The sequence below is a fragment of the Methanosarcina sediminis genome (assembly GCF_052056915.1).
Taxonomy (GTDB): Archaea; Halobacteriota; Methanosarcinia; order Methanosarcinales; family Methanosarcinaceae; genus MTP4.
This window is the reverse complement of record NZ_CP195119.1, coordinates 742,321-754,993: the sequence shown is the minus strand read 5'-3', so window position 1 is coordinate 754,993 and position 12,673 is coordinate 742,321. Positions and strand designations below refer to the sequence as shown.

Sequence of the window (12,673 nt, the reverse complement as noted above, 5' to 3'; positions counted from 1 at the left end):
GTGAACGGCTTTTCCCGAAAATACTGGATGAAAATTAATTAATTGCACTCCCAAACCCTTTTTTCAAACCTTTTTTTCATCTTTTTTATTATATTTATTCAGCGGCTTATTTGAGAAGATCTCGGTCAATCTTTTTTAGTGCTTCCCATTAACTCCACCAATTTTTCCAATTTTTGTTACGATTTTCGAGGCTATCAATTATAAGCGGTTAATAGCAGTGTATAAGTCCTCATACTTCTAATAACCGAAAAGAGCATTATGGGTGAAATAACAACAATTCCGATATCAAAAGACGTAAGGGACAGATTACAACAATACGGGATGGAAGGGGAGACCTACAACGACATTCTCAAGCGCCTGATGGATGAAGCCGATTATGAGACTTTTATGGAGCGCCAGTACAAAAAACTTGAAGAAAAAGAGAAATTTGTGTCCCTGGATGAAATCTGATGGGCTCTGAAACCCGAATTGAACCAGCCAAGTTGCGGAATGCAATCAGTTTTATCCTTGATGATGTTATTTTTTACCGGAAAACTTTAGGAAATACATTTTTCAAAATCAGACGTAATCAGAATAATATCCACTTTTTTCTCTTGATTCCGTTTTTGTTTCTTCGTGTCCGCAGTATTCACATTTATAGTAGTGAGTTGTATATTCCGTGTCTCCTATTCTAACTATATCCGGTTTCTTGTACTCTTTCGACTCCTTCTTTTTGCATTTTCCACATTTAATTTTACTTTTGTTTATTTTCCCTTTTTTAGTTGGGTAAAGTTCATATTTTCTTATATTTTCATACCCACAGAATCTGCATTTCCAGTATTTTGTCTCTATAATTGAATATGTCTCAGGTGTGCTTAACTCTTTTACTTCCGGGCATTTTGATTCTCCGCAGGCAAGGTATTTTCCGCAATTTCCACACCTTCTGTCTTGATAATATTCCCTCATTTTTGGAAATTTGAAAGTTAGATAAAGGCAAATGAATGCCATAATTATACCTATGGGTGTAAGCAATCCATTTGCCACCTCGTCGAATAGTATGCCGGAGAAAAGAAAAGCGATGTAGAGCAGGTAAAAGATAAGGGTCAGGCCATAGGAAACAACTTTAATAATCGTAAAATTTCCTCTGGATATTCTTATCAGCCAGTCTGTGAAAATTTTCAGTGAGAAATCCTGTTCAATTTCTCTTTTCCATTCAGTTATATGGGTTTTAGTACTCGGGCTGTAGTATGTGATTCTGCCGTTTTTTTCCTTTATTTTGATCATATCTTCTTCGTAAGGTTCCTGCATACATTCGGTCCCATTCCACTTAGTGTAAATTTTTATTTTAATGGATTTCTTTCAGCAGTTCACATCGGACCCAGAAATTCTACCTTTTCTACCGTAATTTCTTGATAACCACAATCTGAACACTTATAATACCTGATTGTTTTTGCAGTATCTGCCCCTTCAAACACGTCCGGTCTTCGATATTCCTTTATTGAATGCTCGTTTCCGCATCTTTTGCAGGTTTCATCGGTTAATTTTTCTTTGTCCCCTTTGCAATCAATATAATGGGTATGGGTATCGAAATCTTCATCGCCGCAGTATCTGCATTTCCGGTACTTCGTCCTTGTAATTTCAAAGCTCTCAGGCGTACTTACCTTTCTGGTAAGAGGCTTTCGGAATTCCTCATATGCAAAATCCTTCCCGCATTTTTTGCATCTGGATTTAATGTAAAAGTCTGCTACACTGTTTAATTGATCATAAAGAAGAAAAAAGAAAATAATTGCTCCAATGGTTATCAGGACGAAAAGCCAGGTCATATTGTAAGGAAACACAATATGATCTCTGAAGAAATAGAATCGTATCAATGCTATTAGCAGTAGCAAGGCCAATATCCCGAATACTTTTCCGGCAAGTCGGATTTTTTTCTCTCCCCAGCGTTTGATCAGGTACGGTGCTTCGCTTTGCAGGTAAAAACAATAGATATCTCCCTCAGAGGTCATTGTTAAAGTATCGGTTTCCGTGTCCATTTCATAGCAAACGTCATCTCCCCATCTTTTGATCTGTGAACCCGGTTCAAATCCGAAAATCTCAAAATCCCTGCTCAATGTATCACTGACCACTTTGATCATTTTTAATCTGGGATGTATTCCTCTTCAATTGTAATTTCATTGTAACCGCAGAATGTACATTTATAGTGTCGGATTGTAGTTGCAATGTCGTTTATGAACTTTATTTCAGGGAGTTTGTATTCAATCATTGCATATTCTTTGTTGCATTCGCTGCAAGTCTTTTTACGGTCTTCTCTTTCTCCTCTTCCCTGGCTGTAGTGAAGTTCCTCTGTTCTGGTATCTTTGTGTCCACAGAACTTACATTCCCAGTATCTGGTGATATTTATTTCATATTTGGGGCGAGAACTCACCTCTCTTATGAGAGGGTCTTTGTATTCTTCATATGCAAAATCTCTCCCGCATCTTTTGCACCGAGAATCCCTGTAAAAGCTCTCTATTTTGCCACATTCTTCTGTAATTGCATAAAACAAGATAATCAGTCCATAACATATTATAAAAAAAGCCAAGAAAAATTGTTTTGAATATTCGATGCGACCCAAAAGGCAAAGATAAAGGAAAAATGCGGCAAGTAAAAATAGAATCAAATATCCGGATACTCTTTCTACAGTTTGGATTTTTTTCACTCCATATCTCTCTATTAGATAAGAAGATTTACTTTTTAGGGAAAAATCATAGATTTTTCCGGCATAAGTAATGGTCAATGTATCAGTATCTTTATCCAGCTCATAAGAAACCCCTTCCAAACATTTTTTGTTTACACCTGCGGGAAATCCAATATATGTGAGATCTTCACTCAATTTACCAGTGACCAGTTTTCAATTTCATAACCATTTTTTGGACTATTTATTGTATATTCTTTGTCAAGATAAATGTTTTTGTTGAATATTGTTATTAGTTCAATATCTAAATAGTTTAATTTTAATATATAATTGGAGAAGTTGAATTTTGAAGTTATAATTAATTATCAATATTTACTGTCGATTTTGAGAACCTTGAGGAGTTTCAAGAGTAGTTAGAATTTTTGGTTATGAAATTTTAACTTCCTTTTCTTTTTCAACAATTTCCTGGAATAGCCGCACTTCGTGCGGGACAAAAAAGGTTTGATACGGCATTCCGGCCCGAGTTGCGCCTCGGGAGTACGCGTCCTTTTCGCTCCGCTCAAGAGGACTATCCGCCGCTGAAGAAAAAGAGAAATTTATATCTCTGGATGAAATCTGATGGGCTTTAAAGCCCGAGTTCCGCTTCGGGAGCTCGGGGTATGTTTCACTTACTCTGCTCACTCAAACAGATTTCTTCTTCTTCTTCTTCTTCTTCTTCTTCTTCTTTTTGTTTCGAGGGCTTCGTAGAGTGTCTTTGGAATGTCGGACTTCTTTATAGCTTCTGTTGTACATATGTAAATAATATTAATATAAATTCTTATTAATTTATAATATTTTATTAATTACTGTTGAATTAATCTCCAAAAGATAGTTATATTTTACATGTGCTATTAACTTATGCAGTTTCTGTTTTTTAAAATGCACACTCTTTTTAAGCGAGACTGCAGATCAAAAGGAGGAAATCCTTTATGGGAACTTTCAAAGGACTTGTTTATGTAAAACATGGAAGGATCGGAAGCAAAAGTGAAGGCCCGGATTATTATCTTCAGACATGGGATCAGGAATATCTACTAAAATATGCAGACAGGAATCTCTGGGAACTGGATTACTATCTTGAGTTCTTCTGCCGTAAATTCGTTGATGTTGATGGAAAAATTTCTAAAGAAATAATCGGAGGAAAAGAGGTATACGTATTGTATGTTGAGAGTATAACTAAAATCTCTGAATCTTACATTCCTCGACCAGAAATGGAGTTGAAAGCGAAAATAGAGTGAAATCCACTTGAGTTTAGTTAAATGCTTTCTCATTTTTACTTTTTAAATTAATCCTAGAAAGCTGAGGGTGAATAATAAGAAATTGCACAAGCAAGCCATTTTTTCAATTTCTGACCACTCAAACAGCCAATTTACATAACTTCTTTTTTATATTTCGCCCGGCACTTCCCTAGGCAACCTTTTTCGTAAAATCCGAAGAGTAGCCTTCACTCCCCTCCTTCCAGTTCCTGATAAATACTTCCGAACTGCTCCAGCGCAACCTCCAGATTCTCCATGATCTCCGCCGCAATAACATCAGGTTCAGGCAGGTTCTCCGAGTCCTCAAGGCTTTCGTCCTTGAGCCAGAAGATGTCCAGGTTGACCTTGTCCCTCTGGATCAGTTCGTCATAGCTGAAGCAGCGGAAGCGCTCGGTTTCGGTCCTGGCGTTGACTTCAGGGTTCTTGTCGAAGATTAGTGTTGTCGAATAAAATTTGCATTCAGTCGTAATCGTCAACTTCTGTTTCTATTTCAATACCATAACTGTTGCAATATTTGCACCTATAATGTCGGATTTTTGTTGTTGTGGAGCCTTCTACCTTTATGTCCGGGTTTTTTTGAACTTCAAGTGCACTTTCCTTCTTACATACGCTGCATGTTTGGTTAGATAAGTTGTCAATACTTCCTTTTTTGTGTATAAATGGAACAGGTTCGGTTCTGGGGTCTGTATGTCCGCAGAACTTACATTTCCAATAGCGTGTCAGAGAAATTTCATAACGATGTGGGGAACTTACTTCTTTTGCTTCCGGCTTTTTAAACTCGTTGTAGGCAAAATCTTTTCCGCAATTTTTGCATTTTGAATCTTCAAAATATCTTACTGTTTCTATAAACTCATATCCAATCCAGGCAAAAAGAATTGACAGAATAAATAGTAAGAGTAAAACTTCCATCGTTACCTCTTTTGAAATAAACCCTTTGTCCTGCAAAAAAAGAGATATCCATAGAGGAAAACCAAATGCTACAGAAAGAACCCCGAATGCATTCAGTCTATCCCCCATAACCTTTAATTTTTTTTCTCCGAATTTATTTATTAAGGAGGGGGATATGGACTTCAGACGGTTCTTATAACGATAATTCTTTTCATAAGTGGCATATAGTGTATTTGAATTTGGTTCCAGTTTGTAACTGACACCATTATGCTGTTTCTTGTAGGATCCTTTCTCTGTGAACTCAATTCTTTCAATTGTGGGCAATTTACCAGTTCTCTGTTTCGGTTAATTTTTGATTTTCGTGTACATTCTTATCATTGACTTTGGAACAAAATAAATCTTTTTGTTATGATGTATAAATAATCTCTGTTTTGCTCAAACAGCAGGGGTTTCAGAACTTCATTTTTATATTTCTGCGGAACTTTCTAACAACCCCCGAACAACCGTTTCCATCATCCGCTCGCTCTCTTCCCGCCCCTTTCTAAGTTTACCTTCAAGTTCATCTCACAAACCCATGAGCTGCTCGACTTTCCGAGTTCCGCTTCGCTCAAGAGGACAACCCAGGGGTTTTAATAACTTCTTTTTTATTTTTCGCCCGGCACTTCCCCAGGCAACCTTTGAACTACTGCCTCCACCAGCTGCACGTGTCCTCTTCTTGCTTCTTCAAATGGAAAATGCTGAATAATCTTTCCTCTGCCGACATAAAAAATAAATTTCACTGTTTACTGTAATAATTTTTACAGTACTTCAGTAATATGCAACCAATTTCAGTACTCCTTTACTATTATATATGATCATGAATATTTATACGATGGGCATCCGGGAAGGTCATTTCATGACCCCTCTTTTAATTCTCTTTTCAACCACCCCCAATACCCCCACTCCCCAATATCCGGATGCCCATTTCCCCAATATCACAATTCTTTCTCCCACCCGAGTTCCACTTCGGGAGTACGCTGTCCTTTGAATTTGTGGGTTTTAGTCTTTTAATTCATTTTCGTCTGTTTCATTAATTTCCTGGAATAGCCGCACTGCGTGCGGGAAAGACAGGTTTGATACGGCATTCCGGCCGCCCTGTTTTCTGATAAAATCCTTCGAATATCTGGGCTTCATTTTTTGATTTATCAGTTCAGAGCCGGCGGCCCTCACTATTTTCCAGTTCCGTTAGCAGCCCCGTTCACGAAGTGAACGGCTTTTCCCTAAAAATGAAGATTAAAAATAAGAAAGTGTACTCCCAACCCCTTTTTTTCAAGCGCTTTTCACTCAGACAGCTGGATTTTCATAACTTATTTATTATATTTCTGCGGCGGCACCCTCTAACAACCCCCGAACAACCGCCCCCATCAGTCGCTCGCTCTCTTCCCGCCCCTTTCTAAGTTTAGCTTCAAGTTCATTGCACAAACCCATGAGCTGCTCGACTTCCCGAGTTCCGCTTCGCTCAAGAGGACAATCCAGAGGTTTTAATAACTTCTTTTTTATATTTTGCCCGGCACTTCTCCCAGCAACCTTTGAACGACAGCTTACACCAACCTTCCCTTATCAACCTGTTTCTTAAAATCAGGAGAGGATCCATCACTCCCCTCCTTCCAGCTCCTGATAAATACTGCCAAACTGCTCCAGCGCAACCTCCAGATTCTCCATGATCTCCGCTGCAATCACATCAGGATCAGGCAGGTTCTCCGAGTCCTCAAGGCTTTCGTCCCCGAGTTCCGTTTCGGGAGCACGGTGTCCTTTTCGCTGCGCTCAAGAGGACTATTCAGAATTTCCATAACTTTTTTATTATATTTCTGCGGCGGAACCTTCAATCACCCCCCGAACAACCGCCTCCATCATCCGCTCGCTCTCTTCCCGCCCATTTTTCAGTTTTATCTCAAATAAATCGCGGAGAACTGTTATATTCTCTGCCTAATTACTACTTAATTTTGAAAAGTGTGCTTCAATTATTAACGATTATTTTTTAACGTGAAATTGCTTTTTTTCAGAAAGTTTAATACATATAAATTTCCTCATTTTCTCTAAAAATTTTGGAATGATGTTCTATTCTAGAAGGGTGGATAATTGAAAGCAACTGGAACCTTTTCAAATATTCGTGAATTTTTGTTAGACTCTTCAGGCTCATGGACCATAGCACGTATACTTAATTTAGTTACCATGACAGCTGCTTTTATGGTTATAAGAAATAGTGGATTTACACATTGGGTGTTTATTCTGGCAGCACTAATTCTGTCTTTTGTTTTTGCTGCTTTGCATGTTCAAACCGTCAAAGATAATGAAGAGGCATGAAGTATATGGTGTATTAATCAAGGCAACTGTTAAAATATCTGGAATATAATGATTTGTATGGGAATGGAGGCTGTTTGTTGGGGAACAAATCTGCGGCTTTAAAAAATAAAGTTACTGATGAAGGTTTTTCAGGCATCGATATTTATGTGGAGAATGTATCCATTAAGGACGCCATTTTTAAGAATCTGCCTTCTGAATTTACAACGCCGTATGTATTTTATATATGTGCATTTTCTTTTGCATTTTCTTTTGCATTTTCCATCATTTTGTTTATCTATGGCTTTATACAGGAATCCCTAAAAGCACTTTTTCTGTCCTACGTTTTTTCCGTTTTTGGAATCATTTTGCTGGATCAAGGGCGTGGGTCGAAAGAGTTTCTTTCAGGTGAAGTTTATACTTACGTGGAAAAAACATCAATCACAGGAGTTTTTTCTCAATACTTAATTTTGAGAATCGGGGAATCGCCTGTTCTCTTTATTTCTGCGCTATTTTTCATGTCGGCTGTCGCCTTATTCGTTTACTGCATAGTCGCAAAGGGATCGCTGAGACTTCTTTTTTTAGATTATCTTTTCTTCATTTTCGGAGTTGAACTATACTCCATGAGGGACTACTATTGGTCCAGAAAATGCAATAAATGTGGGAGGGAATTTGCTTATGTGCAGACCAGAGATCCACTGGTTGTTGATAACCACTCGGAGGTAGAAACCACAAAGTGGTTTAGGTGTAAGTATTGTGGGCATGAGTATGTGGAAGAAAAGACAATGAGAATTTATGAACAGCCATGAATCTGGGTCTCGGCCTTCCTCTAAAAAAAGAGAATAAGAATCAGCAAGTAAAAAAATTACAACGTTTCAATTTGCTGATTCGAGTTCAAGAGAAATTAAACAACTCTATTTTTATATTTCTGCAGCGCCCTCTTCAATCAACCCCCGAACAACCGCCTCCATAAGCCGCTCGCTCTCTTCCCGCCCCTTTCTAAGTTTCCCTTCAAGTTCATCGCACAAACCCATGAGCTGGTCTACTTCCCGAGTTCCGCTTCGCTCAAGAGGACAATCCAGGGGTTTTAATAACTTCTTTTTTATTTTTCGCCCGACACTTTCCCAGCCAACCTTTTACCTCCCGCTCCAACCAACTTTCCCCCATCAACCTGTTTCGTAAAATCCGAAGAGTAGCCCTCATTCCCCTCCTTCAAGTTCCTGATAAATACTGCCGAACTGCTCCAGCGCAACCTCAAGGTTCTCCATGAGAAAGTCCCAAGCTAGCGCTCGGGAGATAATCTGGCCTCTCTTCATGATTCAAAATAACGTGGTTTGATTTTTATCTGAAAGATTCAAAATATCCATAGGCTCATCATTGTAAATTTTACCAAATTCATCAGGAAAATAACTTACAGAAAAACGCCGGTGAAGCTTAAATTTCTGATTCCAAGGCTCCAATCGAATATCTTCCATAATTTTAGCCATTTGTTTTCCAAACCAGATCTTAGTTTTTCTATTCGCTTTTGCTTCCACTGCCGTAGTAACAGAACCTAAAAGCAAATCTGTCAACTGGAGGAATTCATGTTCTGGAGCATAGGGACCTTTTTTGGGGCATGAAATACATTTTACATCTTCTGAAATGTTAACAATTGGACCTTTTACATCCATGATTCCTACTTGCCATTTAAGATATTCCTCAAAGTTATCGTTGTTAGTTCCATCGGGTATTGCTCCTTCTGGACGACGTGTTTTCTCATCTGAACAAATATTAAGATGGATTTCAGAATAGTTCGGAAAGAACCATGGGACTCCACTTTTTATCGCTAAAAGAGTAAAGAGGTTGTAGGCGTGAAATTCTTTTGAGAACCTATCATTTTCGTACCGAGGGTGGTTAGTGTTTACAGCTAGAACATTAAAATAAGACTTCCTAGACCATTTGTTTTTCCACAAATTGAACCATTCTTTTGCGACCCGGGTTTTACCCCCATATTCCCCTCCAAAACTTTTCGGGAAGTTTTTAAAATGAATCTCCCCATAATAGTTTTCTCCTTGTCTGATTTCTTGTAAGTCTTTATATATTTCAGGAATGTAGTTTTCATTGATCCAAAAAAGTCCAGTATAAACCCATTTAGTATTCCCATAACCTCCGCTTTCGTCATGGTATACAGTAAAACTTTGAGACTTTATACAATCCCCAAATAATGTTGTTTGAGACATTTTATCACTTTATTCAACTATGTATTATCCCGTCAGCATCTCACTCAACTTCCCCTTAGTCTCCACCAGATCCTCCCTAAATTTTCACGGGCTTCTTCCTCTGGCTTCTTTCCCCTTTCCTGAATCATAGTTTGCCTTCCGGATTTTCACCATAGCAGACAATTTATATTCATATTGTAAACCTCTGATCCTTAAAATCTTTACTGATTTTGCGTGTTCAGGAGTTGAGTTCCAGCCTGGCTTCCTCAAGAATACTTATATTCATAATCATTATGATCATAATTATTCTGCACTTTTAAGTCAAAACAGGGCTTGTCGCAAGAAAATTAAGGGCAGAAATACTCTTGAAGACGAAGGTTTTCGTATGTGGGAACTGGATGATTTACTGAAAAACTAATTGGAAATCCGAAAAAACTCCGGTAAGAAAAACAGTAATAAAAAAGGTAGCAGCAACCGTAACTGCGATTACTTTACATTAAGGCCCGGGATACAGAATCCGGCATCTTTAAAGAAATCGATTACCCAGGAGCTTTTCAGTATCTTTATCCCTATTTTTTCATAAATGCCTGCATGTTCTGTCTCTATGCTCCCGTCCTTCAGCGCCTTTGCCAGGGCTTTGAAAGGTTTCGGAGAGTGATATATCTCACGCAGGGTATCCTTATCGGTCCTGCACGTGACGGTCGGGTCCAGACCTTCGGTGTCTTCTATTTTTTCGAACACGACCACCTTGCAGTCTTCTTCGACAGCCCGGATGTACAGTTCTGAGCCGTCATCCTGGGTCATGACTAATAGAATGTCTTCGTCTTTGACCAGCATTTTAAAAATTGCAATGTGTGGGGGGAGATTATCGACGTTCCGGTTGTAAACTTCAACATTATACTTCAGAACGGCAAACTTGTCCGTACTGAATAATTCTTCGTTTATGTCCTCTGCTTTCAGACCATCCGTTTCGAGTATGCCGGTATCGGCGGCATAGGTGTCATCGGCGGAATCGCTGGCGGCAGCTAAAACCGGACTGCAAAGCACTGAAATGAGAATTAAAACATACAAAAAAATATACTTCATTTCTTATATCCCTTAATAAAAAAATGAAACGCTTCTATATATAGATTCGGGATTAATTTTTCTGAATATATCGGATTCGGTACCGTGATATTTTATCTAAGTAGTCTATTGATGCGGATATTTTGTGAAAATGCCAGACTCTTACAGTAAGGAACATTAAACCTTACATATGTAAATAAACCTTTAACTACAGTTGAATAATATTTTACGACTTATCTATTCATGGGGCGGCTGAAATTTTCAGCTTTCTCTTTCCCTCTCCCTCTCAACCTCGATAATCCCCTGTGCCGCCATGATTCCCGTCGCTGCCGCATTAACGATGTCCCGGGAAAGCCCTGCGCCGTCTCCGGCTGCAAAGAGGTTTTTGATGTTTGTCTCCAGCTTGCGATCCACCCGGAGCTGCATGGCGTAGAACTTGACTTCGGGGGCGTAGAGGAGGGTGTAGTCCGAGGCAACGCCGGGGATGATCCGGTCCAGGGTCTCCAGGCCTTCAATTATGTCCATGACGATCCTGTGGGGGAGCGCCATTGAGATGTCGCCGGGGGTGACATCTTTTAAGGTGTTGGTCACGAGGTTCCGGGCAAGGCGGTCGTCTGTGGAGCGGCGGCCGCGGCGGAGGTCGCCCATGCGCTGGAGGACGGGTTTTCCACCTCCGATTGTGCTTGCAAGCTTGGCGATGGAACGGGCGTATTTTGTTGTGTTTTCCATGGGGTGGGTGAGTTCGATATGGACCAGGAAGGCAAAGTTCGTGTTTTCGGACTCCGTGTTTGTCATGGAGTGGCCGTTGGTGGCGATGAAGCCCTCATATTCCTCCTTTACCACGAAACCGTGCTCGTTGGTGCAGAAGGTCCGGACAAAGTCGTCATAGCGCCGGGTGTGGATGTGGAACTTGGGGTCCCGGTTGATCTTTGTGATCGGGTCCATGATGATTGCAGGAACTTCCACCCTGACCCCGATATCGATTCCACCGTAACGGGCATCGATTCCGTGCCCGGTCACAAGTTCGGAGACCCAGTCACAGCCCCGCCTGCCAGGAGCCAGGAGCACGTAGCGGGCGCGGATCACTTCCCCGTTTTCAAGGACGATTCCGGAACAGGTCCCGTTCTCAACCAGGAGGTCGTCAACTTCGGTTTCCAGCAAAAAGCCCACACCTTTTTTCACAAGCTCCTTTTTGAAATTCCCTATCACGGTCGGGGCGTTGTCCGAGCCTATGTGCCGCTGCTTGATCTCGATAAAACGGGCTCCCACCGAAGCTGCCCTTCGCTTCAGCTCTTCGATTTTCGGGCCCACCGTAAGCAGGGCTCCTTCCGGGGCGCCGAAGCGCAGAAAAGTCCTGTCCACACAGTTTACGAGTTCCCAGGCCCTGTCCTGGTCCCCCGTAAGGGCTGCCAGGTCTCCCCCTATGTCCGGGCGCAGGTTCAGCGTCCCATCCGAAAAGGTCCCGCAGCCTCCCACCCCGCACATGATATCGCAGGGGGTGCAGTGTACGCAGTAGCCTTTTTCTTTCATGGGGCAGTGCCTCTTATCGATATCCCTGCCCATGTCCACAACCAGGACTTTCAGCGGCTGCTTTGCAAGCTCATAAGCCGCAAACATCCCTGCAGGCCCTGCTCCTATAACCAGTACGTCGTATCCGGGCCTGCCTCCTTCCTTCCCGGAAACCTGCTTTTCCCTAACCATGGCCGTATCCTCGTTAGAATCCGTAAGAAGTTTCAGCGTATCTCTGAAAACTCGGTTTATCCCTGAGTTTCATTGAGTTTATTCCTGAGTTCATCCCTGGAAACTCAGCGTATCTATGAAAAATTAAGTTTGCCAGATTTTACAACAAGTTTCCTGCTGTCTTTTATGCTGTCTTTTATACCCTGCTTTTCCTTCCTGAGTATAAAAGGTCCCCTAAGATAAAAAACGTGCTTTTTAGCCCGGCTAAAGCCCGCTATCCTTATGCTCCGGAACTCCTTTTTATCCGGTAAAATCCGGTCCGGGAAAACATTTGGGGAAGGCTTTCAAGTTTACATAGCTATGGTAAACACAAACATGAAAGCCATAAACACCATTACAAACATCATGAATGGAAATAACCTGTTCATGCCACTAACCCCTCCCAACTTTTACACTAGTATGCTTTGCAATCAATCGAAGGAACCGTAAATCGAAGGAACCGGCTTCGTCATAAGAAAAAAACGGGTCCTTTCACTTGATTAACTACAGTTATTCGATTGGCTGAAATTATTTGATTG

General features: G+C 40.7%; 13 protein-coding genes. 4 read left to right on the top strand and 9 right to left on the bottom strand.

The features are described 5' to 3' along the window. Positions 1 to 258 precede the first annotated feature (258 nt). Positions 259 to 450, top strand: a complete 192-nt coding sequence (locus ACSAZK_RS03150) for a DUF7557 family protein (RefSeq protein WP_440955967.1) — start codon at positions 259 to 261, stop codon at positions 448 to 450. Between the two features lie 108 nt (positions 451 to 558). Here the strand turns inward: ACSAZK_RS03150 and ACSAZK_RS03145 are convergent, their stop codons facing one another. From ACSAZK_RS03145 to ACSAZK_RS03135, 3 genes are all read right to left on the bottom strand, one after another. Continuing rightward, the gene (locus tag ACSAZK_RS03145; protein WP_440955966.1) at positions 559 to 1,287 is read right to left on the bottom strand and encodes a hypothetical protein; all 729 of its coding nucleotides are present in this window, start codon (positions 1,285 to 1,287) and stop codon (positions 559 to 561) included. A 59-nt stretch (positions 1,288 to 1,346) separates the two neighbouring features. After that, entirely contained in the window at positions 1,347 to 2,012 is a 666-nt protein-coding gene (locus ACSAZK_RS03140; protein WP_440955965.1) for a hypothetical protein, read from the bottom strand. A 104-nt stretch (positions 2,013 to 2,116) separates the two neighbouring features. Then, entirely contained in the window at positions 2,117 to 2,851 is a 735-nt protein-coding gene (locus tag ACSAZK_RS03135) for a hypothetical protein (protein ID WP_440955964.1), read from the bottom strand. Positions 2,852 to 3,621: 770 nt separating this feature from the next. Here ACSAZK_RS03135 and ACSAZK_RS03130 point away from each other — a divergent pair. Next, positions 3,622 to 3,927, top strand: a complete 306-nt coding sequence (locus tag ACSAZK_RS03130) for a hypothetical protein (protein WP_440955963.1) — start codon at positions 3,622 to 3,624, stop codon at positions 3,925 to 3,927. Between the two features lie 206 nt (positions 3,928 to 4,133). Here the strand turns inward: ACSAZK_RS03130 and ACSAZK_RS03125 are convergent, their stop codons facing one another. The 3 genes from ACSAZK_RS03125 to ACSAZK_RS03115 all read right to left on the bottom strand — a co-directional run bounded on the left by ACSAZK_RS03125 (position 4,134) and on the right by ACSAZK_RS03115 (position 6,466). Beyond that, positions 4,134 to 4,421, bottom strand: coding sequence for a hypothetical protein (locus ACSAZK_RS03125; protein WP_440955962.1), 288 nt, complete (start codon positions 4,419 to 4,421; stop codon positions 4,134 to 4,136). Beyond that, on the bottom strand, positions 4,405 to 5,157 hold the full coding sequence (locus ACSAZK_RS03120; protein ID WP_440955961.1) for a hypothetical protein: 753 nt from the start codon (positions 5,155 to 5,157) through the stop codon (positions 4,405 to 4,407). The genes ACSAZK_RS03125 and ACSAZK_RS03120 overlap by 17 nt, the downstream gene beginning before the upstream one ends. Before the next feature lie 1,174 nt (positions 5,158 to 6,331). Next, positions 6,332 to 6,466, bottom strand: coding sequence for a hypothetical protein (locus tag ACSAZK_RS03115; protein WP_440955960.1), 135 nt, complete (start codon positions 6,464 to 6,466; stop codon positions 6,332 to 6,334). 485 nt (positions 6,467 to 6,951) lie between these two features. Between ACSAZK_RS03115 and ACSAZK_RS03110 the strand changes: the two genes are divergently transcribed. Then, the gene (locus ACSAZK_RS03110) at positions 6,952 to 7,176 is read left to right on the top strand and encodes a hypothetical protein (protein WP_440955959.1); all 225 of its coding nucleotides are present in this window, start codon (positions 6,952 to 6,954) and stop codon (positions 7,174 to 7,176) included. Between the two features lie 77 nt (positions 7,177 to 7,253). Next, the gene (locus ACSAZK_RS03105; RefSeq protein WP_440955958.1) at positions 7,254 to 7,961 is read left to right on the top strand and encodes a hypothetical protein; all 708 of its coding nucleotides are present in this window, start codon (positions 7,254 to 7,256) and stop codon (positions 7,959 to 7,961) included. Between the two features lie 510 nt (positions 7,962 to 8,471). Here the strand turns inward: ACSAZK_RS03105 and ACSAZK_RS03100 are convergent. The 3 genes from ACSAZK_RS03100 to ACSAZK_RS03090 form a co-directional block, all read right to left on the bottom strand. Then, positions 8,472 to 9,371, bottom strand: coding sequence for a hypothetical protein (locus tag ACSAZK_RS03100; RefSeq protein ID WP_440955957.1), 900 nt, complete (start codon positions 9,369 to 9,371; stop codon positions 8,472 to 8,474). Between the two features lie 465 nt (positions 9,372 to 9,836). Next, positions 9,837 to 10,397 carry a hypothetical protein gene (locus ACSAZK_RS03095; RefSeq protein ID WP_440955956.1) on the bottom strand — a complete coding sequence of 187 codons (561 nt, stop codon included), beginning with the start codon at positions 10,395 to 10,397 and terminating at the stop codon, positions 9,837 to 9,839. A 279-nt stretch (positions 10,398 to 10,676) separates the two neighbouring features. Next, entirely contained in the window at positions 10,677 to 12,116 is a 1,440-nt protein-coding gene (locus tag ACSAZK_RS03090; protein WP_440955955.1) for an NAD(P)/FAD-dependent oxidoreductase, read from the bottom strand. Positions 12,117 to 12,673: the final 557 nt, after the last annotated feature.